Source organism: Variovorax sp. OAS795 (assembly GCF_040546685.1).
GTDB lineage: Bacteria > Pseudomonadota > Gammaproteobacteria > Burkholderiales > Burkholderiaceae_C > Variovorax.
In genome coordinates this window covers 2,874,020-2,897,820 of the sequence record NZ_JBEPOH010000001.1, presented here as the reverse complement: position 1 = coordinate 2,897,820, position 23,801 = coordinate 2,874,020, and the positions used below count along the sequence as shown (strand labels likewise).

The 23,801-nt window shown below is 64.6% G+C and carries 21 protein-coding genes; 4 read left to right on the top strand and 17 right to left on the bottom strand.

The genetic code is table 11. The features are described 5' to 3' along the window. Positions 1-14: 14 nt before the first annotated feature. The 4 genes from ABID97_RS13945 to scpA are packed head-to-tail and all read right to left on the bottom strand — an operon-like array spanning position 15 to position 5,287. Entirely contained in the window at positions 15-1,559 is a 1,545-nt protein-coding gene (locus ABID97_RS13945; protein WP_354399059.1) for an acyl-CoA carboxylase subunit beta, read from the bottom strand. Between the two features lie 40 nt (positions 1,560-1,599). Next, positions 1,600-2,649, bottom strand: a complete 1,050-nt coding sequence (gene meaB, locus ABID97_RS13940; RefSeq protein ID WP_354401764.1) for a methylmalonyl Co-A mutase-associated GTPase MeaB — start codon at positions 2,647-2,649, stop codon at positions 1,600-1,602. Beyond that, the gene (locus ABID97_RS13935; RefSeq protein ID WP_354399058.1) at positions 2,643-3,116 is read right to left on the bottom strand and encodes a GNAT family N-acetyltransferase; all 474 of its coding nucleotides are present in this window, start codon (positions 3,114-3,116) and stop codon (positions 2,643-2,645) included. Before ABID97_RS13935 ends, meaB begins: the two co-directional genes overlap by 7 nt. A gap of 8 nt (positions 3,117-3,124) precedes the next feature. Further along, positions 3,125-5,287 carry a methylmalonyl-CoA mutase gene (gene scpA, locus ABID97_RS13930; RefSeq protein ID WP_354399057.1) on the bottom strand — a complete coding sequence of 721 codons (2,163 nt, stop codon included), beginning with the start codon at positions 5,285-5,287 and terminating at the stop codon, positions 3,125-3,127. A gap of 126 nt (positions 5,288-5,413) precedes the next feature. Between scpA and ABID97_RS13925 the strand changes: the two genes are divergently transcribed. Continuing rightward, on the top strand, positions 5,414-6,061 hold the full coding sequence (locus ABID97_RS13925) for a GntR family transcriptional regulator (RefSeq protein ID WP_354399056.1): 648 nt from the start codon (positions 5,414-5,416) through the stop codon (positions 6,059-6,061). Positions 6,062-6,066: 5 nt separating this feature from the next. On the opposite strand, the gene ABID97_RS13920 is transcribed toward ABID97_RS13925, so the two are convergent. Together ABID97_RS13920 and dusA are read right to left on the bottom strand one after the other, a co-directional pair. Beyond that, positions 6,067-6,852 carry an IclR family transcriptional regulator gene (locus tag ABID97_RS13920; protein ID WP_354399055.1) on the bottom strand — a complete coding sequence of 262 codons (786 nt, stop codon included), beginning with the start codon at positions 6,850-6,852 and terminating at the stop codon, positions 6,067-6,069. A 145-nt stretch (positions 6,853-6,997) separates the two neighbouring features. Further along, positions 6,998-8,038 (bottom strand): tRNA dihydrouridine(20/20a) synthase DusA, encoded by a 1,041-nt coding sequence (gene dusA, locus ABID97_RS13915; RefSeq protein WP_354399054.1) that lies wholly within the window; start codon positions 8,036-8,038, stop codon positions 6,998-7,000. A gap of 83 nt (positions 8,039-8,121) precedes the next feature. On the opposite strand from dusA, the gene ABID97_RS13910 reads away from it, so the two are divergent. From ABID97_RS13910 to ABID97_RS13900, 3 genes are all read left to right on the top strand, one after another. Further along, positions 8,122-9,222, top strand: a complete 1,101-nt coding sequence (locus ABID97_RS13910; RefSeq protein WP_354399053.1) for a tyrosine-type recombinase/integrase — start codon at positions 8,122-8,124, stop codon at positions 9,220-9,222. A 469-nt stretch (positions 9,223-9,691) separates the two neighbouring features. After that, positions 9,692-11,893 carry a DNA cytosine methyltransferase gene (locus ABID97_RS13905; protein WP_354399052.1) on the top strand — a complete coding sequence of 734 codons (2,202 nt, stop codon included), beginning with the start codon at positions 9,692-9,694 and terminating at the stop codon, positions 11,891-11,893. After that, positions 11,890-13,041, top strand: coding sequence for a hypothetical protein (locus ABID97_RS13900; protein WP_354399051.1), 1,152 nt, complete (start codon positions 11,890-11,892; stop codon positions 13,039-13,041). Before ABID97_RS13905 ends, ABID97_RS13900 begins: the two co-directional genes overlap by 4 nt. 49 nt (positions 13,042-13,090) lie before the next feature. Here ABID97_RS13900 and ABID97_RS13895 read toward each other — a convergent pair whose 3' ends face one another. From ABID97_RS13895 to ABID97_RS13845, 11 genes are read right to left on the bottom strand one after another with little or no spacing between them, the layout of a single operon-like run. Beyond that, positions 13,091-13,369, bottom strand: a complete 279-nt coding sequence (locus ABID97_RS13895; protein ID WP_354399050.1) for a hypothetical protein — start codon at positions 13,367-13,369, stop codon at positions 13,091-13,093. Continuing rightward, positions 13,366-13,719, bottom strand: coding sequence for a hypothetical protein (locus ABID97_RS13890; RefSeq protein ID WP_354399049.1), 354 nt, complete (start codon positions 13,717-13,719; stop codon positions 13,366-13,368). Before ABID97_RS13890 ends, ABID97_RS13895 begins: the two co-directional genes overlap by 4 nt. Beyond that, a complete protein-coding gene (locus ABID97_RS13885) occupies positions 13,716-14,300 on the bottom strand; it encodes a glycoside hydrolase family 19 protein (RefSeq protein ID WP_354399048.1) in 585 nt (194 codons plus the stop codon). Before ABID97_RS13885 ends, ABID97_RS13890 begins: the two co-directional genes overlap by 4 nt. Further along, complete coding sequence (locus tag ABID97_RS13880) at positions 14,297-14,689, bottom strand: hypothetical protein (RefSeq protein WP_354399047.1); 393 nt, start codon at positions 14,687-14,689, stop codon at positions 14,297-14,299. The genes ABID97_RS13885 and ABID97_RS13880 overlap by 4 nt, the downstream gene beginning before the upstream one ends. Continuing rightward, positions 14,679-15,047 carry a hypothetical protein gene (locus tag ABID97_RS13875; protein ID WP_354399046.1) on the bottom strand — a complete coding sequence of 123 codons (369 nt, stop codon included), beginning with the start codon at positions 15,045-15,047 and terminating at the stop codon, positions 14,679-14,681. The genes ABID97_RS13880 and ABID97_RS13875 overlap by 11 nt, the downstream gene beginning before the upstream one ends. A gap of 22 nt (positions 15,048-15,069) precedes the next feature. Continuing rightward, positions 15,070-15,303, bottom strand: coding sequence for a hypothetical protein (locus ABID97_RS13870; RefSeq protein ID WP_354399045.1), 234 nt, complete (start codon positions 15,301-15,303; stop codon positions 15,070-15,072). A gap of 2 nt (positions 15,304-15,305) precedes the next feature. Further along, positions 15,306-17,195 carry a hypothetical protein gene (locus tag ABID97_RS13865; protein ID WP_354399044.1) on the bottom strand — a complete coding sequence of 630 codons (1,890 nt, stop codon included), beginning with the start codon at positions 17,193-17,195 and terminating at the stop codon, positions 15,306-15,308. Further along, positions 17,188-17,598 (bottom strand): hypothetical protein, encoded by a 411-nt coding sequence (locus ABID97_RS13860; protein ID WP_354399043.1) that lies wholly within the window; start codon positions 17,596-17,598, stop codon positions 17,188-17,190. Before ABID97_RS13860 ends, ABID97_RS13865 begins: the two co-directional genes overlap by 8 nt. Continuing rightward, positions 17,595-19,010 carry a hypothetical protein gene (locus ABID97_RS13855; RefSeq protein WP_354399042.1) on the bottom strand — a complete coding sequence of 472 codons (1,416 nt, stop codon included), beginning with the start codon at positions 19,008-19,010 and terminating at the stop codon, positions 17,595-17,597. Before ABID97_RS13855 ends, ABID97_RS13860 begins: the two co-directional genes overlap by 4 nt. A 3-nt stretch (positions 19,011-19,013) precedes the next feature. Beyond that, a complete protein-coding gene (locus tag ABID97_RS13850) occupies positions 19,014-20,198 on the bottom strand; it encodes a hypothetical protein (protein ID WP_354399041.1) in 1,185 nt (394 codons plus the stop codon). A 21-nt stretch (positions 20,199-20,219) separates the two neighbouring features. Next, positions 20,220-23,801, bottom strand: coding sequence for a hypothetical protein (locus tag ABID97_RS13845; protein WP_354399040.1), 3,582 nt, complete (start codon positions 23,799-23,801; stop codon positions 20,220-20,222).

Sequence of the window (23,801 nt, the reverse complement as noted above, 5' to 3'; positions counted from 1 at the left end):
TTCTCCGTAGCCGCTCAGAGCGGAATGTTCCCGTGCTTGCGCCACGGGTTCTCGAGCTTCTTCTCGCGCAGCATCACGAGCGAGCGGCAGATGCGCTTGCGCGTCTCGTGTGGCAGGATCACGTCGTCGATGTAGCCGCGCGCGCTCGCCACGTAGGGGTTGGCAAAGCGCGCCTTGTATTCGGCCTCGCGCGCAGCGAGCTTCTCGGGGTTGTTCTTGTCTTCACGGAAGATGATCTCCACCGCGCCCTTGGCACCCATCACCGCGATCTCTGCGCGCGGCCAGGCCAGGTTGACGTCGCCGCGCAGGTGCTTGGACGCCATCACGTCGTACGCGCCGCCGTAGGCCTTGCGCGTGATGACGGTGATCTTCGGCACCGTGCACTCCGCATAGGCGTACAGCAGCTTTGCGCCGTGCTTGATGATGCCGCCGTACTCCTGCCCGGTGCCGGGCATGAAGCCGGGCACGTCGACGAAGGTGACCACCGGGATGTTGAAGGCGTCGCAAAAACGCACGAAGCGCGCGGCCTTGATGCTGCTCTTGATGTCCAGGCAACCCGCGAGCACGAGCGGCTGGTTGGCCACGATGCCGACGGTCTGGCCTTCCATGCGCGCGAAGCCGATCACGATGTTCTTCGCGTAGTCGGGCTGCAGCTCGAAGAAGTCGCCGTCGTCCACCACCTTGAGGATCAGCTCCTTGATGTCGTAGGGCTTGTTCGGGTTGTCGGGCACCAAGGTGTCGAGCGAATAGTCGGGCCGGTCGGCCGGGTCGCCCTGGCCGTTGTTGCCCAGGCGCACCGGCGGCTTCTCGCGGTTGTTGAGCGGCAGGTAGTTGTACAGCCGGCGCAGCATCATCAGCGCCTCGACGTCGTTCTCGAACGCCATGTCGGCCACCCCGCTGCGCGTGGTGTGGGTGATGGCGCCGCCCAGCTCCTCGGCCGTGACGCTCTCGTGCGTCACGGTCTTCACCACCTCGGGGCCGGTGACGAACATGTAGCTCGAATCCTTCACCATGAAGATGAAGTCGGTCATGGCGGGCGAATACACCGCGCCGCCCGCGCAAGGGCCCATGATCATGCTGATCTGCGGCACCACGCCGCTGGCCATCACGTTGCGCTGGAACACATCGGCATAGCCGCCGAGCGAAGCCACGCCTTCCTGGATGCGCGCGCCGCCGGAGTCGTTGAGGCCGATGACCGGGGCGCCGACCTTCATGGCCTGGTCCATCACCTTGCAGATCTTCTCTGCGTGGGCTTCGCTGAGCGCGCCGCCGAAGACGGTGAAGTCCTGGCTGTAGACGAACACGAGGCGGCCGTTGATCATGCCGTAGCCGGTGACCACGCCGTCGCCCGGGATCTTCTGCTCGGCCATGCCGAAATCGACCGAGCGGTGCTCGACGAACATGTCCCACTCTTCGAAGGTGTTGTCGTCCAGCAGCAGCTCGATGCGCTCGCGCGCCGTGAGCTTGCCCTTGGCGTGCTGCGCATCGATGCGCTTCTGCCCGCCGCCAAGGCGCGCCTGGGCGCGGCGCGATTCGAGTTGTTCGATCAGTTCTTGCATGGTGTGCTTCCGAAGCTGTGGTCCTGGATTGTGTGGGCCGTCATGGCCGGGCGGTGATGGCCGCCGCCGCAAGCAGCTGGCGTGCCGCCGTCGATGCGGGCAGCGCACCTTGCGCCACCTGCCGTGTGAGTTGAGGCAGCAGTTCGCGCACCTGCGCATGCTGCCTGAAGGCCTGCTTGAGTCCGGCGTCGATGCGTTCCCACATCCACGCGGTGGCCTGTTTTTCGCGCCGCGTGGCGAGCTTGCCGTTGGCGGTCTGCAGTTGCCTGAACTGCGTCACGGCATCCCAGAAGGCATCGACGCCGGTGCCGGCCAGCGCGCTGAGCTGCAGCACCTTGGGCAGCCAGAAGCGCACCTGCATGCCGCTGTGCGCATCGTGCACGGCATGCGCGTGGTCCGGGTTGCCCTGGTGGCCGAACAGGCGCAGCGCCGAGGTGATCTGTGCCTGCGCGCGCGTGGCGGCATCCTTGTCGATGTCGGCCTTGTTGATGACGACGAGGTCGGCCAGCTCCATCACGCCCTTCTTGATGGCCTGCAGGTCGTCGCCCGCATTGGGCAGCTGCATCAGCACGAACATGTCGGTCATGCCGGCCACTGCGGTTTCGCTCTGGCCCACGCCGACGGTTTCGACGATCACGATGTCGTAGCCCGCGGCCTCGCACACGAGCATGGCTTCGCGCGTTTTCTCCGCCACGCCGCCGAGCGTGCCGCTCGACGGGCTCGGGCGGATGTAGGCGCGCTCGTGCACCGAGAGCCGCTCCATGCGCGTCTTGTCACCGAGGATCGAGCCGCCCGAGACGGTGGACGAGGGGTCGATGGTGAGCACCGCCACGCGGTGGCCCTTGCCGATGAGGAGCAGGCCCAGCGTTTCGATGAAGGTCGATTTGCCGACACCCGGCACGCCCGAGATGCCGAGGCGAAATGAGTTGCCGGTTCGCGGCAGCAGCGCGGTGAGCAATGCATCGGCCTGCGTGCGGTGGTCGGCGCGGGTCGATTCGAGCAGCGTGATGGCCTTGGCGATGGCGCGGCGCTGGACCATGCCTTCCGGCTCGGCAATCGCGCGCTCCAGTGCGTCGGCCGACTTCAGCACGCGCCCTCCGACGTCGCGCGCCACCGGTAGTGCAGGTCGACACCCTCCTCGCCTTTGAGCACGAAGCCGTGCCGCAGGTAGAAGCGGTTGGCATCGCTCTGCACGAGCGCGGTGAGCTTGATGTCCACTTGCTGTTCGCGCGCCTGCGCCTTGGCCCACTCCAGCACCCACTCGCCGATGCCCAGGCCCTGGAAGCCGGTGCGCAGGTAGAGATGGTCGAGCCGCAGCGCATCGGCGCCCTCCGGCTTGAGCGTGACGAAGCCGACGCGCTGGTCGCCGTCGAGCACGATGTGGTGCATGAACGGCACGATGAATCCGGCCTGCAGGCGCTCGCGCGAGCGTGCGGGATCGAAGCGCCCGACGCGCTCCAGGCTCGGGCGCATCGCATCGACGCGCAGGGCCAGCATGGCCTCGAAATCGCTGGAATCCACCGGCTGCAGCGACAGCCGCGACAAGAGATCGCCCACGTTGCTGCTCAGGCCGAGACCGCCGCGCGAATCTGTTCCAGCACGTCCTTGGCGCTGGCGGGAATCGGCGTGCCCGGGCCATAGATGCCCTTCACGCCGGCCTCGTAGAGAAAGTCGTAGTCCTGCCGCGGAATCACGCCGCCGACGAACACGATGATGTCGTCAGCGCCCTGCTTCTTGAGTTCCTCGATGATGGCAGGCACCAGCGTCTTGTGGCCGGCTGCAAGCGTGCTCACGCCGACGGCGTGCACGTCGTTCTCGATGGCCTGGCGCGCGCACTCTTCGGGCGTCTGGAACAGTGGCCCCATGTCCACGTCGAAGCCCAGGTCGGCAAACGCGGTGGCCACCACCTTGGCACCGCGGTCGTGCCCGTCCTGTCCCAGCTTGGAGATCATCACGCGCGGGCGGCGGCCCTGTTCTTCCGCGAAGGCATTGATCTCGGTCTTGAGGGCTTCCCAGCCTTCGGCGGAGTCATAGGCAGCAGCGTACACACCGGTCACCTTTTGCGTGTCGGCCCGATGGCGGCCGAATGATTTTTCGAGCGCGTCGGAAATCTCGCCCACCGTGGCCCGCAGGCGCACCGCGTCGATGCTGAGCGCAAGCAGGTTGCCGGTGCCGTTCTCGGCGGCTTCGGTCAGCGCATCGAGCGCGGCCTGCACCTTGGCCGTGTCGCGCGACGCACGGATGTTCTGCAACCGCGCCACCTGCTGGTCGCGCACCATCACGTTGTCGATGGACAGGCTGTCGATCGCGTCTTCGGTCTTGAGCTTGTACTTGTTGACGCCCACGATCACGTCCTTGCCCGAATCGATGCGCGCCTGCTTCTCGGCCGCGGCCGCCTCGATCTTGAGCTTGGCCCAGCCGCTGTCGACCGCCTTGGTCATGCCGCCCATCGCCTCGACCTCTTCGATGATGGCCCAGGCCGCATCGGCCATGTCCTGCGTGAGCTTCTCCATCATGTAGCTGCCGGCCCACGGGTCGACCACGTTCGGGATGTGCGTTTCTTCCTGGATGATGAGCTGCGTGTTGCGCGCGATGCGCGAGCTGAACTCGGTGGGAAGCGCAATGGCCTCGTCGAGCGCGTTGGTGTGCAGGCTCTGCGTGCCGCCGAACACCGCGGCCATGGCCTCGATGGTGGTGCGCACGATGTTGTTGTACGGGTCCTGCTCGGTGAGCGACCAGCCCGAGGTCTGGCAGTGCGTGCGCAGCATCAGGCTCTTGGGGTTCTTGGGGTTGAACTCCTTCATGATGCGGCACCACAGAAGGCGCGCAGCGCGCATCTTGGCCACTTCCAGGTAGAAGTTCATGCCGATGGCCCAGAAGAAGCTGAGCCGCCCGGCAAAGCCGTCCACGTCCAGGCCCTTGGCCAGCGCGGTCTTCACGTATTCCTTGCCGTCGGCCAGCGTGAAGGCGAGCTCCAGCGCCTGGTTGGCGCCGGCTTCCTGCATGTGGTAGCCGCTGATCGAGATCGAGTTGAACTTGGGCATGTGCTGCGCCGTGTACTCGATGATGTCGCCGATGATCCGCATGCTCGGCGCCGGCGGAAAGATGTAGGTGTTGCGGACCATGAACTCCTTGAGGATGTCGTTCTGGATGGTTCCGCTCAGCTGGTCCTGCGCCACGCCCTGCTCTTCGGCCGCGACCACGTAGCCTGCCAGCACCGGCAGCACGGCGCCGTTCATCGTCATGGAGACACTGACCTTGTCGAGCGGGATCTGGTCGAACAGGATCTTCATGTCCTCCACCGAATCGATGGCCACGCCGGCCTTGCCGACGTCGCCGGTCACGCGCGGATGGTCGCTGTCATAGCCGCGGTGGGTGGCCAGGTCGAAGGCCACGCTCACGCCCTGCCCGCCCGCGGCCAGCGCCTTGCGATAGAAGGCATTCGATTCCTCGGCGGTCGAGAAGCCGGCGTACTGGCGGATGGTCCACGGCCGCACCGCGTACATGGTGGCCTGCGGCCCGCGCAGGTAGGGCTCGAAGCCGGGCAGCGTGTCGGTGTACCTGAGCCCCTGCAGATCGGCCGCGGTATAGAGCGGCTTCACGGTGATGCCGTCCGGCGTGACCCAGTTCAGCGCGTTCAGGTCGCCGCCGGGCGCGGACTTGGCCGCGGCCTTGGCCCAGTCAGCGAGGTTGGCAGGCTTGAAGGTGGGTTCGGGTGTGCTGCTCATGAGGGGCCGTCTTGCAGTGTCGTGCAGGGTAGTCGCAAATTCGCCTGCAGGGATTTGCAGGCCGCAGCGAGTCTAACCGATCCATAATTATTAATTCAAACTCAATTTTTGCGGTACAGTCCGGCCATGTCCGCCCTCACCCTCACCCCGCGCGCCCTCTATGAAGAGGTGGCCGAGCTGCTGCGCCAGCGGATCTTCCGCCGAGAGCTCGAGCCGGGCAGCTGGATCGACGAACTCAAGCTGGCCGAGGAATACGGCATCAGCCGCACGCCCCTGCGCGAGGCGTTGAAGGTGCTGGCGGCCGAAGGCCTGGTGACGATGAAGGTGCGGCGCGGCGCCTACGTGACCGAAGTATCGGAACAGGACCTGGCCGATGTCTACCACCTGCTCTCGCTGCTGGAAAGCGACGCGGCGGGCGTGGTGGCCGAACGCGCCACCGATGCCGAGCGCGCGGAGCTGAAGGCATTGCACGCCGAGCTGGAGGCCGCCGCCGCCCCGGGCAAGGAAAACCGCGAGCACTTCTTCGCACTGAACGAGCGCTTCCACATGCGCCTGCTGGCCATTGCCAACAACAAGTGGCGCGACCAGATGGTGGCCGACCTGCGCAAGGTGATGAAGCTCAACCGGCACAACTCGCTGCTCAAGGAAGGGCGGATTGCCGAATCGCTGGCGGAGCACCGCGCCATGATGGCCGCGATCGAATCCGGCGACGCCGCGGCAGCCATGGCGCGCATGCGCGAGCATTTCCGCAATGGCCTCGAGGCCGCTGTGTAGGCTCGCTAGTCGGGGTTCACGGAGCCGGTCTCGGCCGAGATGCGCCGGGCCACGTCGAGCAGCCGGGGCGCGACCTGCGTGAGCATCATCTCCTTCGGCAGCAGGTAGGCCGGGCCGCCGCAGCTCACGCCATAGTGCTCGCCGTGCGGGCCTTTGAGCGCGAAGCCGAGCGCATGGATGTGCGGATGCCATTCGCCGAACGAGCTGCAATAGCCCAGGCGCGCATATTCGTCGAGCCCCTGCATCAGGCGCGGCTCGATGGAGGGCCACTCGTCGCCGCTTTCCTGGCGGATGCGCTCCAGCAGCGAGCCCTGCTCGGCGGCGGGCAACGCTGCAAGACAGGCCCTTCCGGCGGCCGAGGTGACGACGGTCAACCGGGTGCCGATCTCCAGGCGGGAACTGATCAGGGCCGAACGGGGACGCAGCGAATCGATGACCAGCATCTCGAGCTCGTCGCGCACCGCGACGTGGACACTGGCGCCGGCAAATTCAGACAACTCCGACAGGTGCGGCCTTGCCACAGCCCGGAGATCGAACTGGCGCAGGTAGCGGCTGCTCATGTCGAGCAACGCCGGCCCCAGGCTGAAACGCTCGCTGTCCTGCGATTGCCGCAGGTAGCCCGCGCCCACCAGCGTGGCCGTCAGGCGCGAAACCGTTGCCTTGGGGATGCCGGTGGTGTCCGCCAGCTCGCGGTTGCTCACCGGCGCGGACGACATCCCGATCACCTTGAGCAGGGCCAGGCCACGCCCGAGCGCAGTGACCTCTTCCTTGCCCCCGACCGCGTCAGCCATGAATCAAGATCCCTATTAATCAGCGTTCTTCATTCTTCAGCAGAAGAAATGAAAAATTGCGCCACTTCACAAATCATTATCATTTTGGAACACTATGTGTTGCGAAATGGCAAAAGCCTTGCCGCCGCAAACATAGCGTGAACGGCTAGGCAGCCTGCGTGACGGATTCGTGCGCCAACGCCATGACTTCATGCGGCGGGCGCGTCTTGAGGCGATGGTCGCTCCATACCTGGCGCCAGCGGCGCGCGCCCGGCAGGCCGTTGCGCAAGCCCAGCATGTGCCGGGCGATGGACGACCACTGCGTGCCGTGTTCGGCGGCCTCGCGGACCATGTAGTCGCACATCAGCGACTCCACCTCTTCGCGCGTGAGCGCCTGCGGCGCGGCGCCGAAGAACTCGGCGTCCCATTCGGCCAGCCACCAGGGGTTGTGATAGGCCTCCCGCCCGACCATCACGCCATCGAGCAGCCGCAGGTGGTCGTGCACCTGGGCATTGGCCGTGATCCCGCCGTTGATCGAAAAGCCAAGCGCCGGAAAGTCGTGCTTCAAGCGGTGCACGAGTTCATGGCGCAGCGGCGGAATCTCCCGGTTCTGCTTCGGGCTCAGGCCTTGCAGCCAGGCGTTGCGCGCATGGACGATGAACGTGCCGCAGCCCGCCTCGCTCACCGCACCGACGAAGTCGCGCACGAAGTCGTAGCTTTCGATCTTGTCGATGCCGATGCGATGCTTGACCGTCACCGGCACATCGACCGCGTCGACCATCGCCTTCACGCAGTCGGCCACCAGCGCCGGCTCGGCCATGAGGCACGCGCCGAAAGCGCCGCGCTGCACGCGCTCGCTCGGGCAGCCGCAATTGAGGTTGATCTCGTCGTAGCCCCATTCCTCGCCCAGCTTTGCGCAGTGCGCAAGCTCGGCCGGCTCGCTGCCGCCCAACTGCAGCGCGACGGGATGTTCTTCGCCGTTGAAGCGCAGGTGCCGCGGCACGTCGCCATGGACCAGCGCACCGGTGGTCACCATTTCGGTGTAGAGCAGCGCGTGGCGCGACATCAGGCGGTGGAAGTACCGGCAATGGCGGTCCGTCCAATCCATCATCGGGGCAACCGACACGCGCATGGCCTTTGCCTCACTGGTGTTCAGAGGGAAATCGGCTTGGAGCCTAGTGCTTTCGTGGTTCTCGTTCGGTGTCATTTGGTCTGATTGGGCCGCGTTTTTTCGGTCCCGGTGGTACATTCCGTGCCACAAAAAAGCATGTACCACCGAAAAGGCACCCCTTGGGCACCATCACGAAACGCAAGCGCGCAGACGGAAGCGTAGCGCACATGGCCCGCATCCGAATTAAGGATGGCGGCGTTGTCATGCACAGCGAGACGGAAACCTTCGACCGCGAGGCTGCAGCCAAGCTCTGGATCAAGAATCGGGAAACCGACCTGGCAAAGCCCGGGGCGCTGGAAAAGCTCAAGGCACCCGACCCCACGTTTGCCGAAGCGATCCGAAAGTACATCGCCGAATCTCGCAAGGCGATCGGCAAGACGAAGGCCCAGGTGCTCAACTCTGTGGCGGCAACCCCCCTAGCCAAGCGGCGCGGCTCCACGATCACCAGCGCCGACTGGGTGCAGTTCGCCAAAGATCTCGGCGTCCAACCTCAAACCGCGGGCAACTACCTCTCCCATATCTCCGCGATCTATCAGCTCGCCCGGCCAGCCTGGGGATATCAGCTCGACTCTCAGGTGATCGACGATGCGCGCAAAGTCTGTAAATCTCTCGGGCTGACTTCAAGATCAAACCAGCGCGAGCGACGCCCCACCCTGACCGAACTTGACAAGCTCATGGAGCACTTCGGCCGGGTTAAGCGCAAGGACGCCATCCCGATGCGCGAGATCATTTGCTATGCGATTTTCAGCACGCGGCGCCAGGAGGAGATCACAAGGCAGACCTTCGAGGACTTAGACGAGAGCCACCCTGATATCTGGGTGAGAGACATGAAGCACCCTGGCGAGAAGGTGGGCAACGATGTGCGGTGCGGGCTCACGCCGGAAGCGCTGGCGCTCATCGTGAATCGCCGCAAGTCTCTGGACCAAACTGGTCGAATTTTCCCGCACAACGGCGACTCGATCAGTCGCGCGTTTACAGACGCTTGTGCCCTGCTTGGCATTGAGGAACTACATTTCCATGACCTTCGCCACGACGGCATCAGCCGCCTGTTCGAGCTCGGCTGGAACATTCCCAACGTGGCCGGCATATCAGGTCATCGAACTTGGAACTCACTTCGCCGGTACACGCACATCCGCGAGCGCGGCGACAAATATCATGCGTGGCCATGGCTCTACAAACTTGGCGTCAAGCCAGCTGCTGCAGCAGCAGCACCTATCTGAGCTGCCGCCGCGAGCCCTGAAGCATCCGCCAGTGCTTGGCGGCACAAGCCGGGCAGGTTAGAGATGCGCTGCCCGCCCCTCCCATCTGAGATGCAGGCCTGCTTTTGAGGACCGGCTCCAACCCTCCAACAGAACCCGTTCGGCACTGTTATTATATACAGTACGCCGTACTGGAGTGCGATTGACGGCTCTTGGATGTGTGCCGACAATGAACACTTTGTACATCCAGAGGTTACACATGACCGAAGATACGGGTCTACGAATTCGCGTAGACGACTCTCTACGGCGCGACTTCATTGAGACGTGCAAGGGCCATGACACGACAGCTGCACAGGTGTTGCGCGGCTTTATGCGCTGGTACGTCGAACGACATGGAACGGGCGCGCGCCAACCATCGCTCTTTGACGAATACGAAGAACAAGACAGTGCGGTCGCTGGATAGCGGTCAAACGACGAACAACTGAAAAGTATGAAAAAACTGACCTCGATCTCGCTATTTGCTGGTGGCGGTGGAATGACTTTGGGTACTACCGCGGCAGGATTCGAGACTCTGTTTGCAACCGACGTTAAGCCGTCGGCGGAAGAGACTTTTCGCCACAATTTCCCAGACGTTCCTTTCTTTGCCGGAGACGTCCGCCGCCTTACGCGTGATTACCTAGAGAAGATCATTGATGGCCGCAAAGTCGACCTAATCGTTGGCGGACCACCATGCCAAGGCTTCTCGACAATCGGCGACCAAAATCCGGCCGATCCGCGTAACGGACTTTTCTGGTGCTTTGCCCGTATTGTGGAATGGATAAAGCCTTCGTGCGTGCTGATGGAGAATGTCAATTATCTTCGGACGCAATATGGCGGTCGCTTTGAACGAGAGATCATCGCCGCCTTCGAACGGCTGGGCTATCGCATGTGGGTCACAACTCTTAATTCTGCCGATTTCGGAGTACCTCAAATCCGGAAGAGAGTATTCTTTTTTGGAACTCGGTTGAAGACGGGATTCGCGTGGCCCAAAGTGACTCATGGCACTGAAACCAATCCTCACGTGCCGGTTTGGTCGGTGCTTTCCGACCTCTCAGGTCCGCGCGACGACATAGCGAACCATTCCTTCCTTCGCCATGGCGAAATTGTCGTGTCACGTTACCAACTCATTCCCGAGGGTGGGCGTATGCCGCCACCTTCAGAGCTTCCGGAGGCAATTCGAAGAAAGAATTTTGGCAATACTTACAAGCGTCTTCATCGCGAACGACCAGCACTCACAATGGTCCCGGGAAACAATGCTTTTCCGATTCACCCGGTGGAAAACCGTAGCTTGTCTCCGAGGGAGGCTGCACGAATACAGACCTTTCCTGATTCCTACGTTTTTTCAGGATCGCGCGCAGAGCAATGTCAACTGGTCGGCAATGCGGTTCCTGTTCTTCTTGCGAAGCAGCTCGGAGAGCAGATCAAACGCCATATTCAAGGGAAAATTACTGTGAGTGAACAGAAGCCGACGACAAAGCTGTCTGGCGAGGAAATCGCGCTCGCCGCTTTCAAGGAAGCAGAAGCGAAACCTGCAAGGAGAACGGGGCCAACGGCGGTCAGTTTTTTCTCGGGTGTCGGCGGCCTAATGTTGGGATTCCTAAATGCGGGTTGCAATGTGCTCGCCTCTTACGACAAAAAGAATAGCGTCGACAGGAATCAGAAATTGAATTTCCCCGATGTCCCGCACTTCGTATCGGATGCGGCTTTACTGACGGTGGAAGAAATCAGAAAGAACACGAAAAACAAGCAGATCGATATTGTCTTCGGCGGGCCGCCTTGCCAAGGTTTTTCGATCTTTGGCCGTCGCCGATTCATCAACACCCAAGATCACAAGCCAGAAGACGACGAGCGAAATGACCTCTCGATCAAATATATAGAGCTTGCTATCGGCCTCTCGCCAAAGGCGATTTTTCTGGAGAACGTAAAAGGATTTGTTTCAACTCAGCGTGGCAACTCGACCTACTTGGCTGAGGTCGAAAAGAAGCTTAAGCGAGCCGGTTATGAGGTTGCCCACAAGGTCGTGAATTGCGCTGATTACGGGGTACCCCAGCAACGAGAGCGATTCATCCTCGTCGCTTGGAAAAAGGGACTCATGTTCCAGTGGCCAGAACCAAAGTATTTCAGTGATCCCAAGTCTTGGCAGCGACCTTATGTCACGGTCGGAGATGTAATCTCAGACCTGATGGATCCTGCCACGTGTGGGGACGAGTTTAGTCATGCTCCAATGGCTCATAAAGAGCTGGTGGTCGCGAGATATAAGCTGATCCCTGAGGGCGGGCGGCTCCCAGAAAATGGCTTACCAGAGCACCTAAGAAAGGGATACCGTTCGGACAACGTGAAGAACTACAGCCATGTTTACAAGCGTCTATCAATGGGTTCGCCCGCGACGACCATGGTCCCAGGTCACAACGCCTTCCCAGTTCATCCAGTTTTGCATCGAACGCTGACCGTGCGAGAAGCGGCCCGCATCCAAACTTTTCCCGATTGGATGAGATTTATTGGCACTCGGCAGCAACAATGCACTTTGGTTGGCAATGCTGTCCCGCCAGTGCTTGCCGAAATATTCGCCTGCAACATCGTGAAGACCATTAAGGGAAATTATTCATCGCGAGGCTACAAGCGTGACGTCTACGACTTGGCGGCTTCCCCGTGAGCACTCATGATGTGCTCGCATATGCAATAGCAACGGAGGCAGTGGCACGTCTGAGGGCTGGAAGCGCGCCCTGGAATACGCTCTTTTCGTCCAACGCATATATTACGGCCTCACGGACTTGGCCAGTCCCTGATTTCGTGTTGGTCGACAGCATAAATAATCTCAACGTAGCGGCGGAATTCAAACCTCCCAAGCAGACCAAGCGCGAGTACCTCACTGGACTGGGACAAGCGGTTGCGTATTCGAGAGATTTTCACTACTCGCTCTTGGTTATCCCCGAGATAGCCGACGATGGCTATCGCATCGCTGATCATGTGGTCGACGTTATGCGGCAGGCTGCCTTTAACACCGCGCCTGTCGGCGTGCTGACGTACGATCCCGCTCTATTCACCCCGCTGGCACCTCGATTTCGCGAAGCACATTTCTTTTCGGCCCGTGCGACTCAACCTACTCAACTTGCATCTCTCGATAACAGCTTTTATGCGAAGTGGCGGGAGATGAGCCCGCAGGAAATTTTTTTGTTGCTGACGTACTGCTATAGCGAGATGCGGCCGATTGTTGCTTCGACTCGGAACATCCGTGACCGGGCCTTCGACAAGTTGTGGGAAGACATCCAAGCGGGGCGAGTGCAAAACTGGGCAAGAACTCCGCGCAATGCCGCACCGTCGACAAAGGAAGGCGTGAAAAAGAACTATCGCAACTTTCTTTTTCATATTGGTTGGACAGAGGCGGATGGAGCGCTGACCAAGGAAGGCTTAGATGCTCATCACGTCGGGACGCTCTACGGAGCTTGGTCTAGGCCGTTTTTGGATGCCATTGCAATCGCGACATTGACCGCAGGTAAGCACTTAATCCTCTTCAACGCGATCAGCGACTACCAAGACTCAATTAGAGGGTCTTTTCCCGATCAAGGGCTGTGGCTTGACAACCTTGAATTGTTTTTAGAATCGAAGGGACTACTGAAGCGAAACATTGCACGGGCTGCGGCTGCAACTCGCGGTGAAGAGCGCGGTTTTTTGAAAGCGGAAAAGCAACTGTGGAAGCAATTGGAGCTTGTCCAGCCAAAGGGGCGGTACGTCTTTCATCCAAATCGCGGGTTCATCTTCAATTGGTCAAGAATTACAGACCTTTTGCAAACTACACCCTAATCGATCTGCTCTTATCGCGATGGAAATTTAACTTAAGTACGAACCGACATCACTCGACACGCATGGGCTTTATGCATTCGGCAATCGCTGCCCGCAGTTCGCCTTCATAGCCCTCGCGCAGTTCAATCTCCGCCAGCGCCGATGCGCTGAAGCGGTCTAGATCCACGCCGGGCGAAAGCGCTTCGGTCGGCATAGCTGGCCGTGCCGGCACATCGACATTGCACGCGACCGGGATCGGCACCATCACCGTTTGGACCGGAAACATGCCGCACGCGGCAAGCGACCCGGCAAGGCCCACCATAGCGGCCAAGAGCGCGAAACGCTTCATGGCTGCGCCCTCCCCTTCAACCACGCATCGACGCGGAGTTGTGCGCTCGCGCAAGCGTCGCCCGGTATTGCCGGTGGCGTGCTCAGAATCGTATGGGCTGCTTGCTGCCGCCCAGTTGCCGCAGCACGTGCAACGGCCTGCGCCTTTTTCGCCTCGGCCGCACGTTTGTCGGCCAGGTCGCGAAGGTCTTCGGTCGCATCACTGCATGCAGAGGCCGCCGAACGCGCGTTGTCGCGCTCGACTACCGTCGTCGCGGCTTTTTCATGCGCACCCACCCACGCCCACCCAAGCGCGGCATTGACCGCGACGCTCAGCCCGAGCGCGACTAACAACGCTTGTATGAGGCTCATTGACTCAGCACCTTGTACGCACGCGCAGTGATCGCCTTGCGCTCCGCGAGCTTCAGGCGTGCCGGGCCGTTCACGCGCCCGGTCACCTCGTAGACATCGCCACGCTCGGCCGCCGGCAAGCAGTCCTTGAACACCGCGAAGAACCAGCACGCCGACTGCGCCGCGTACTGCGGCTGCAGCAGCAGCTCGGGATGTCGGCGGAAGTCCACGCCGAGCGAATGGCCCGCGGCGACGTAGGCGTCTTCCCAGGTGAGCTGAATCAAGCCGCGGCCGTGGAATCCCTTGTAGCGCAGCGTGCTCAGCCCCCGCGGGTTGCGCACGTACTCTTCGGCCCGATAGCCGCCCTTGACGAACAGGCTCGGGAAGATCTCGCGCAGCCGCGCCGGCGTCGTGTAGTTGAGGTTCTCTTCGACCTTCTGCAGCTCATCGGATTCGATGGCGAGCTGCCCGAGGAAGGCAGCCATCGCGTTGACGGAATGAATGCCGAAGCGATTCATCCCGTCTGCCAGGTGCAAGGTGTAGCGTTCGGCGTCGGCGCGTGCGGCGCCGGTGCAGTCGATGAGGGTTTGCGTGTCGATCATGGTTTCTTGAGTTCCTTCGCCGCGGTCTTCGCGGCCTGGTTGGCGGTCTGTGCGGCGGTCTGCGCCGTGCTGGCGGCCTCGCCCGCGGTCTGCGCGGCACTCGCCGCGGTGTCGGCCGCGCGGTTGACGCGGCCGGTGAGAGACGAAAGGCGGTCGCCGAAGGCCTCGCGCAGCCGGGCAATCTCGGCCAGGTGGTCTTCGCGCTGACGCGTGATCTGCGCCTCTGCGTTGCGCGCGGCCCAGAAGTAGCCCGAGCCGAAACCGCCGAGAAACAGGCTCCCGACGACGCCCACGGTCTCGAAGAACCGGCGCCACGGGCGCGGGGGGCGCACGCGCGGCAGGACATCGAGCGCCGCGCGGTCCGAATCGATGTGCGAATCACTGTGCATGCAGTTGCTCCTTCAGTTGGCGGACCTGGTCGCGCAGCAAGGCCAGCTCGGCGGTCTGCGCGGCGAGGGTTTCGTTCATGGCCTTGAGCTGTCCCTTCATCTCCCACAGCTCTTTCAATGCTTCGTTGCGCTCGGCCGCGAACTTGTCGGCCCGCTCTTCAGCCTTCACGCGCGCGGCGCGCTCGCCTTCGAGCAGCTCCTTCCACGTCCCGAGCGCGGCAATCTGCCCTTCGCTATCAGCGCGCTCCTTCGCATCGGTGGGCTGCTGCTTGCGCCACACCTGATAGCCGCCAGCGGCCGAGAGAATGAGGAACGCAAGTTGTGCGATCGGATTGCCGGCGATGTCGCCCATGTCCATGAGGTGCCTCTTCTCTTCCGTCTTAAATTTCGAACTGCACGGGCGGCATGTCGGCGGGCGCATCGCCCTCGATCACGCCATCGCGCACATACACCTCGGCGCCGACCACGCGCTGCCCCACGCCGCGCGCGGTCAGCACGCCGCCACCGGGCAGCACCAGCCGTGCGACATCGCCGTCGATGCCGGTCACGGTTGCGATCACCAGCCGCTTGGGCGGCAGCAGATCCAGAAAGACGCTGTAGGGATTGCGGCTCATGCTCAGGCCTCCACATGCGTTTCAACGGTGAGCGTCTGCCGCAGCGTCGGCCAGGCCTCATCGAGCGCGACACCGCGCACCAGACCCAGCCGCGTGGCATCGCCGCCGTCGTAGCGCACGAGCGAGCCGGGAAGAATCAGGCCCGTCTCCGCGAGCACCGGCATGCGCAGGCTGACGTGCGCCTGCCGGCCCGTGTTGCTCAGCTCCGCAACGCCGCGCTGCATGACGGCATCGGCGTGCGTCATGAGCGGATGCACGACCATGGGCGCGGCGTAGTCGCCGGCCGTGCCGCTGCGCGTGATATCGCCCCGCACGCCCGAGCCGGACGCGCCATAGACGAACGCGCGGTTGTAGGCGGGCCGCCGGACCCACTCGATGCCCTCGACCGACACGACATCGGCGGGCAGCACGTAGTCGGGCGTGAGCGTGTGCCACATCCACGGCGCAGCCGGATAGCGCGGAAGGATGCGCAGCGTCGGGTCGGTGTTGTGCGGCTGCACGATGGCGCCCGCTGCGGTCGCGATGTCGAGCACGGCCGCAATGGGCGTGCCCTGAAAGGCCCAGGTCTCCCCGGGCACGAACCAATCGCCGACTCCGTAGTCGATGGCCCAGCCGTTATTAACGCCATTAATAGTCATGGCGAGTGCCATGAGCTGCGCGGCCGTGCGCCCCGCCGCAGAGGCAAAGTGCTGCTCTGCCACATAGGGCCCGTCGAGCAGCGCCGCGCGGCCCTTGCCCCGCACACGCACCTCCGCGCGGGCAAAGCGACGCTCGCGAGCAGGGGCATCGGCCACGAGCCGATACGGCACACCGTTGACCATCGCGAGCAGCTCGGCTGGATCGCCGTTGCCGTCCTCCTGCACCAGCGGCAGCTCTGAGCCCGGCAGCGTCGCGCTCCATTGCCAGGTCCACGAGTCGGCATCGAGCGACATCGAGAAACCTCGGGCCTCGATGATGTCGCCACTGTCCACGCGCGTGAGCGCGATGCTGTTTTCCACGGAATAAACCTCCAAGACGGGCACGACCACGGTCTGCCCGGTGCCGGGCGGCGACCCATGCCGCTCGCAAACAAAAATGAGCGTCGTGCTGTACGTCTGCCGCCCCTTAAAAACGACCGTGGTCGAGGGCTCGTAGCAAGGGTTCTCGACCGGCGGCGCGATGACCGACCGGCCCGGCAGCGGCGCCATGGCCGCCTGCCAGCGCGACACGCGCCCGATGTCGAGCTGGGCCGCCACGCCGAAGCCCGTCCCGTGGTGCCGCTCGGCGTGCACGGCCTCCTGCCAGCGCGCGCGCACGCCGCGGCGCAACCGCTCGGCCTCCTGATGCCGGATGCCGACCGGCGCCGTCGCCACGCGCACGGCTTCCTGCCAGCGTGACGCGCCGCCGGCGCGCATCCGCACCGCCTCCTGATGGCGCAGCAGGGCCGCGGCGCCCAGTTGGCTGGCCGCCTGATACCGCAGCGCCGCCGCGTTGCTCGTGCGAAGCACGTCCTGCCAGGCCGTTGCGGCCCCCGAAGCCAGCGGCGCGGCCTTCTGCCAGGCGGTCGCGCGGTAGGCACGCGCGGGTGCAGCCACCTGGTGCCGCGCCAGCGCGCCGCTTTCGATCTGTCGCGCGATCTGCCAGCGGGCCGACGCCTTGCCCACGAGCGGGCGCGACACCGCACTCGAGTATTTCGCGCTGCCCCGCACCATGAACGCCGGCAGCGGGATCGCGCCGCGGGCCGTCGCATAGGGCGGCATCGTGGCCACCGCGGCGCCGGACACCATGAAGCCAGGCAGCGGGATGCGCCCGAGCGCATAGGCGGCGCTGGCCGGCTCCTGCGGCTCGCCGAAGACAAGGATGTTCGGCGGCCCGCCGCGCGGCGGCTTCCGGAAAACGAGGTCGTCAACCACCGAAGACCACCGCGCCGATGAAGAAGGTTCCGCCCTGATAGAGCTTCGCCTCGGGATCGCCCTCGGGCGGGCTCTGCACCACGAGCTTGACCTGACCCGCGCCCGAAGGCCCGCTCATGCTGAAGTCGGCCACCCAGGTGCCGTCCGCCAGCTCCACACGGCCCCACGTCGCGATGCCGGTCGCAAGCGCCAGGTCGCCCGCGCTGTCGGCCTGCGCGAGCGCGAGCTGCCCACCAGCCACCGCACCCGCCGGCAGCGCGAGCATGGCCGCGGCCAGCAGCGTGGTGGCCGCGCCGCCTTCCGCCGGCTGCAGCCCGCCAAAGACCAGAAAGCGCGCGCCCTCGCCCAGATAGGCCAGGAGGCCCGGTCCCTGCAGCATGGCGTTGATCGCGAGCACGTTCATGCCATCAGCTCCACCTTGCCATTGGCAAGGCTCAGGCCGTCCGCGATCTCCGCCTGCTTGCCGTGCGCGGCGTAGTAGGCGACGACGGAATAGCTCTGCGTCTCGTCGATGCGCTGGAAGTCATAGCTGCCATCGGCGCCCGACCACGCGGCGCGAATCACCTGCCCGTCGATTTCCCGCACGAGACGCACAAACGCCTGATACGGCTTGTTCACCGGGTTCACATAGTCGAGCGTGAATCCGCGCACCCGGCCCTTGCCGCCCCACTCGATGTCCTTGCGGTCGATGTCCGCATAGGTCGAGCGCACGCGGAATGCATCGACCGCCTGCACCGGCGGGATGAGGTCGAGCGCGAGCGACCGCACCGGCCGGGTCATCGGCAGCATGCTGCCGCCCGAGACGATCTGATAGACGCGCACGGCGTGCAAGCGGACCTTGCACGAGCGCAGGAAAATTCCGCCGGTCAGCATCGCCGTGCCATCGGTCTGCCCGTGCGTGAACGCCACGCCGGCGCCATCGACGCTCATCGTGTAGTCGCGCGTGCCGCTGCTGTTGGGCGCACTGGTCATCACGTAGGTGTGCAGCCCCGAGCTGGGCAGCGCGACCGGCAGCGAGTTCGTCGTGAAGTCCACGAAGGAAATGCCCAGCGTGGTGGCGCTGGGCGAGCGCGCCGAGGCGATGGCCTGCGGCGCCGCCGCGTGCTGGAACATGTTCTGCAGCAGTTGCGGCCCGCCCTTGAACACCGCGCCGAGCATGCCGTTGTTGCCGTAGTTGGCGGTGAGGATCTCGACATCGAGCTCGACCCGCAGCCCGTTGACGGCCGGGAACAGCCCGAACATCCACGCCGAATTGAAGCCGGTCGCATCCAGATCCACCGCTTGCGAGGCCGAGTCCCACACCGGCGTCAGCGTGGCGGCGTCGGTCAGAACACTGGCGAACCCCGAAGGAATGCCCGTCGCGAACGTCTCGGCGCCGAGCGCCTGCAGGGTCTGCGCCGGCGCAGGGTTCAGGGTGTTGACACCGGGCCACGGAAAGCGGCCGATGGGGACATTGCTGTCGTAGGTGATGCCATCGGTCGAGTTCTGCAGCACCAAGGACGCGACCATCTTGGCCTGCGCCGATCCACCGCCCGCGCGCACGGCATCCACATCCGCCGTGACACCCGGGCCGAGGTCGAAATAGATCGCGAAGCCCGGGCTCTTGACCGTTGCGGCATCCCATGCGACCGCCACCGCCGCGCTGCCGTCCTGCAGCGCCGCCAGGGCACCGCTCGCGGGCGCCATCGACGCCGTGATGGTGGCACCCACGTCCACGCGCACGCCGTTGTAGTAGAGCTGCAGCTCGCTGACTTCGAGACCGACGCTGCCGTAGGTCTCGAAGTTGATCGCGCGCCAGTAGCGTGAGGCCGCCATCGGTCAGTCTCTCCAGCCGCCGGTGATGTCGAAGAAGACCACGCCGGCCGCGGCGGTGGCGGGCGGGCCGACCCGCACGGCCAGCAGCCGGCGGCCGGCCAGTGCGCCGGTCCCGTCCACGATGTCTCCCGGCGCGAATGCATTGCTCGCGCCGGACTGCTGCAGGTGCAGGAGGCCCGGATAGGACCCGCGGAAGGCGCTGTTCACCGACTGGTACGACAGCAGCTTGTGGGTCATCAGCGAGTTGTCGGCCTGGTTCGGGTAGGTTCCGAGCCCATAACCGGTGCCGCCGCTGTACACGTCCGTCCCGAAGCCTGCAGACCCCACCGAGTAATTCAACTGGCCGCCGCCCACGCCGTTGGAGGCCCGTGCGACACCACCGGCCGTGGTGCCCCGGCTGCTGACGCCCACGCATCCGTTCACGGTGCTGCCCGTGGTGTGGGGCGTGAGTCCGGGGAAAGCGTTGAGGACACAGGCGAAGGCGTCGCCGCTCTTGTAGGCGTTCAGGTCGCCGAAGTAGAAGCACTGGCTGTTGAGCGCCTGATTGGCACTCGGCGCGATGCACAGATAGAAGCCGCGCGAGTCGCCGAAGGCCCACCAGTTGCGGGCCGCGGCACTGGCGGCATCCGACTTGCCCCAGGTCTGGCTCGTGACCAGTGCCACGGGCGGGAACTGCTTCAGGCCGGTGTTCACGTCCGACATCTGTTCGTAGCCGCGCACCTGTGCGTAGTTCGCCAGCGCGTCATCGACCCGCAGCGTGAAGCCGCTGGCCTGCGGCGAACTCGGCTTGAACGTCGCAAGGTTGACGCCGGTGAAGGTCTTCACGAAGCCCAGCGGCGCCATCTTGAAAGTGATCGCCCCGCCCGCTGCGCCGTCCGGCGCCGCTGTGGCGAATCGCACGATGCCGGCCTCGACCGCGGTCACCTTCTGTTCGCCGTTGAGCGCCGCGACACTGCTGCCTGCCACGACGATCACGGTGTCGAGCCGCGCACTGTGCGAGCCCGTGAAAGCCAGCGTCGCGACGCCGCCCGACACCACGAGGCTGGTCGCGTTCTTGAGGTCGAAGCCGTTGACCGCGAAAGCGTCGATGGCGGCGATCACCGAACCCGCCACGCCGTTGATGACGGGCGCAGCCGCGCCCATGAAGTTGCCGAAATGCTTGACGCTGGTGTCCACCACGGAGGCCATGAGAGTTTTTCCTTTTGCGAATCAGGGACGGTCCACGCCGATGAGGACCAGAATTTCGAAGCTGTCGTCGAGCACCGTCTCGGCGCCCATCTGCACGGTGCGGATGGGCACGAATGGGAACGTCGCAGCGATGGTGTTGAAGCGGATGAGCGCGCCGGCGGGCCAGCCATTGCCGAAGCCGGCCGCGGGGATCGTCATGTAGGGCACTCCCGAGGGGCCGAGCGGCGAGCAGTCCGCGCTCATGCTCTGGCCGGTCACGATCTGGCCGACGTGCTCACCGATGAGGTTGTAGGTCGTGCCGCCGTTGTTGATCTGCATGCGCCAGCGTTCGGTGACCGCGCCTTTGTTGGTGACCGTGATCGGGTGATCGATGTCATTGAAGGTGGCATCGGCGGCGCTGCCGATGAGGGTGTCCGACCACGCACCGCTCCACGACTGCTGATCGAACAACAGCGAGACACGCGCCTTCACGTCGCCCATGCGCAGGCCGCTGCTCACGTAGCTCTCGCCGGCGGTGTAGTCGTGCGAGATGCGGCCGGCGAACGCGAGGCGACCATCGATGCCCACATCCGACACGGTGAGCATGTCCTCGATGCGGTGCTCGTAGACCACCGGCTGCGCGTAGCTCGATACATCGGTGAAGGTCACCGTCCCCGCATCGGCGTTGCGCGTGTAGCCGGTTTCAATGGTCACCCCATCGGCGCCGATGATCCGCACGCGCGAGAGCCGCTCACGCCCCGCGCTCAGCGTCTGCCCGTTCGCGACCACGGCGGGCGGCAGGCGCCTGGTGTTGTGGATCACCGCGAGTTCGCCCTTGCGGAAGATGGGCACGCGGCCATCGGCCGGCAGGCGCACCGGATCGAGGCCCAGCAGCGTCGCATCCACCGGCAAGGTGATGAAGGCCACCGCGTTGTAGCGGATGGTGCTGGCGAAGACCGGGACCGGCTTCCAGATCTTGCCGTCCGAACCGATGGCGTCCGGGTCGTACCAGATCGCGCTCTCATTGCCCGCCGCGGTCACCCAATCGCCGAAGCGCACCTTGCCGACACCGGTCGCATGGTCGAAGGTGCCGTGCACGTTCGTGCCGTTGATGAAGCCTGCGGCATCGGCGGTCACGTTGATGGTGCCGCCGTTGAGCTTGGTGGCGAGCAGCTGCAGCGAGCCCGGGCTGATCGGCGCCACGGGCGTGCGGAACACCACGTATTCGACCGGCTGGCCGTCCAGGGTCGTGAGCAGGCTGTTCACCGTGACGGTGCTCGACGCCGCGGCCGGCCAGGCGTTCAGCGATGCGATGTTCGTCGCATAGTCGTAGGTGCCCGCCAGCGTGGCGGCGCCGGTCGCCGGGTCGAGGTCGGTGTAGAGCGCGCCGGCGCGGTCGAAGTAAGTCTTCCCGCCGAGCGTGAAGTTCACCGTGCCCGGCACGCCCGGCTCGCTGAAGTTCGGCAGCAGACGGATGGAGAGCTTCGGCTGGTTGAACACCTGCGTCTTGGTTGTGCCTGCCCCCACCACTCGGAAGCTCGCCGACACCAGCGCCGAGGCGTCGGTCGGCAGCGACGCGGCCAGCGGCGCATAGGTGTAGCCCGTGAGCGTGTTGCGGTAGGCGCCGGGCAGGTTCGGCGACAGCACGGTGCCCAGAATGCCGAGCTGGTTCACCGACCATTGCGGCACGGCCACCGTGACGATGGCCTCGGGAAACAGCGTCGCGACGCCGGCGGCATAGTCGAGCGTGCCGAACGAGACGCCGAGCCCGTCCTTCAGGCTGCCCGCGCCGTCGTCGGTCACTGTCTTGGTGGCCGCGAAGTTCTGTGGCACCCATTGGTCGGCCGGCACGCCGCCGGTGGACTGCAGCACGAGGTTCCAATCCAACGCGAGCGAACGCGGCGCGATGTTGGTCTGCCCGAGATTGAGCGTGATCGAACCATCGACATTGCGCGCCGGCGCCGCGAAGGTCTTCGTCGCCGGGTCGCCGTGGCTGTAGCCCACGGTGAACGCGACCGCCGAGCCCGGCAGCAAGTTGGGTTTGACCTCGATGGTGCTGCCCGCATAGGACACCGGGCCGGTGGCGTCGCCCGCGAGCGCGCCGCTGCCGTTGTCGGTCGCGTGCCGGGCGGTGCCGTCGTTCCAGTCCACCGACACCGTGCCGGCCTGCGCCGCCTGGTGGTCGAGCGCGAGCAGGATCGACAGCGCCGCGGTGAGGACGCCGCTGCGGTCCTTGTAGTTGACCTTGGCCGCCCAGGTGTAGACCACCTCGCTGCCCACATCGGGCAGCACGCCGAGCGTGGGCAGCGCCGTGCCGGTCGCATAGTCCACCGTGCCGCTGCCGATGCTGGAGCTGCTGCCCGCCAGGCGCCCGCCGCCGTCATCGGCCAGCTCGTACCAGTTGCCGCCGGCGCGGTAGGCCACGCGCAGCGAACCCGGCGCCGGCGGCGGCAGGATCGTGAGCGGATAGTTGATGCGCCGGCTCTCGACGGTCACCACGATGGAAGCGGAGTCGGCCAGCTGGATCGGCGCACCGGCGGGCCGGAAGCCGATGGTCTTGTTCCCGGTGATCGCGGGGGCATCGCTCGCGAAGCTCATCGACCCGCCGGCATAGTTCACGCTGCCGATGGTCAGCGCGCCGAGCTTCAGGCGCCCGCCGTCGTCGGTCAGCGTGCCGGCGGTCGTGCCGACCGACAGCGAGCCGGGATAGATCGGATTGCCCACGACGATGATCGAATTCGGGCCGAAGGCCACGCCCGTGGTCAGCGAGACGGTGCCGGTGCCCGAGGCCACCAGCGAGATGGCCGAACCCGCCGCGCTGGTGTCCACGATGGGAATCTCGGTCGTGGCGCTCGGCACGAGCTGGGTGTCGATGCGATCCACCACGGCCGAGAACGCGCCCTGCGGCACGTCGGCCGCGAGCGTTGCAATGCCGTAGAACTTCGAGGCGTTGGCGACCAGCATCTTGTTGATGGCCGCGGCGGTGCCGCTGCGCTCGAAGAGGCGGTTCGCCGGCGTGCCGCTGAAGTCGTTCTTCAGCCCGTCCACCAGCTCGCAGACGCACACCTGCGCCGGGAAGTCCACGAAGGAGCCGCCCGAGGTGTAGCTGTAGGTGCGCTGCTCGACATCGACCTTCGACACGCGCACGTACTCGGTCTTTCCGCCGCCACTGATCTGCAGCGTGCCGTTGATGTTCGGCGGCGTGGCGCCCGGGCGCTGGAAGATCTGCAGCGAGCGCTGGCCCTGCACATGGTTGGACAGCAGATAGCCGTTGAACTCTTCGCCCGGCGAGGTGTAGGCCTCGATGCGGTTCTGGATGCTCGCGCGGCGGTCGAAGAAGTCGCCGGTCGCGAACAGGGTCGCGCTCACCTTCGGGTCGGCCGGCGGGCGCGAGATGATGACGACGCCGCCGAGCGCGGTGTCGGTGTTCAGGGTCTGGATGACCGCGGCAATCTTCATGATCGACACGTCGCCCTGCGCGCGGTCCACGGCCGAGATGTCCTTGAAGATGGCATTGGCCGCGCCGTCTTCGATGACCTTGGAAGTCGGCGCGCCGCCGCCTTCGGGCACGTCATCCATCACCTGCGTGGCAACGATCTTGATATCGGATTCGAGAATGGTCAT

What these genes read in the sequence shown, in the direction of transcription:
- ABID97_RS13920 (WP_354399055.1), bottom strand. Translation starts at nt 6,852, where the DNA reads ATGGCTGACGCGGTCGGGGGCAAGGAAGAGGTCACTGCGCTCGGGCGT.
- ABID97_RS13845 (WP_354399040.1), bottom strand. Translation starts at nt 23,801, where the DNA reads ATGACCATTCTCGAATCCGATATCAAGATCGTTGCCACGCAGGTGATG.
- ABID97_RS13860 (WP_354399043.1), bottom strand. Translation starts at nt 17,598, where the DNA reads ATGAACGTGCTCGCGATCAACGCCATGCTGCAGGGACCGGGCCTCCTG.
- ABID97_RS13925 (WP_354399056.1), top strand. Translation starts at nt 5,414, where the DNA reads ATGTCCGCCCTCACCCTCACCCCGCGCGCCCTCTATGAAGAGGTGGCC.
- scpA (WP_354399057.1), bottom strand. Translation starts at nt 5,287, where the DNA reads ATGAGCAGCACACCCGAACCCACCTTCAAGCCTGCCAACCTCGCTGAC.
- dusA (WP_354399054.1), bottom strand. Translation starts at nt 8,038, where the DNA reads ATGACACCGAACGAGAACCACGAAAGCACTAGGCTCCAAGCCGATTTC.
- ABID97_RS13885 (WP_354399048.1), bottom strand. Translation starts at nt 14,300, where the DNA reads ATGATCGACACGCAAACCCTCATCGACTGCACCGGCGCCGCACGCGCC.
- ABID97_RS13850 (WP_354399041.1), bottom strand. Translation starts at nt 20,198, where the DNA reads ATGGCCTCCGTGGTGGACACCAGCGTCAAGCATTTCGGCAACTTCATG.
- ABID97_RS13945 (WP_354399059.1), bottom strand. Translation starts at nt 1,559, where the DNA reads ATGCAAGAACTGATCGAACAACTCGAATCGCGCCGCGCCCAGGCGCGC.
- ABID97_RS13875 (WP_354399046.1), bottom strand. Translation starts at nt 15,047, where the DNA reads ATGGACATGGGCGACATCGCCGGCAATCCGATCGCACAACTTGCGTTC.
- ABID97_RS13855 (WP_354399042.1), bottom strand. Translation starts at nt 19,010, where the DNA reads ATGGCGGCCTCACGCTACTGGCGCGCGATCAACTTCGAGACCTACGGC.
- ABID97_RS13880 (WP_354399047.1), bottom strand. Translation starts at nt 14,689, where the DNA reads ATGCACAGTGATTCGCACATCGATTCGGACCGCGCGGCGCTCGATGTC.
- ABID97_RS13890 (WP_354399049.1), bottom strand. Translation starts at nt 13,719, where the DNA reads ATGAGCCTCATACAAGCGTTGTTAGTCGCGCTCGGGCTGAGCGTCGCG.
- ABID97_RS13895 (WP_354399050.1), bottom strand. Translation starts at nt 13,369, where the DNA reads ATGAAGCGTTTCGCGCTCTTGGCCGCTATGGTGGGCCTTGCCGGGTCG.
- ABID97_RS13905 (WP_354399052.1), top strand. Translation starts at nt 9,692, where the DNA reads ATGAAAAAACTGACCTCGATCTCGCTATTTGCTGGTGGCGGTGGAATG.
- ABID97_RS13870 (WP_354399045.1), bottom strand. Translation starts at nt 15,303, where the DNA reads ATGAGCCGCAATCCCTACAGCGTCTTTCTGGATCTGCTGCCGCCCAAG.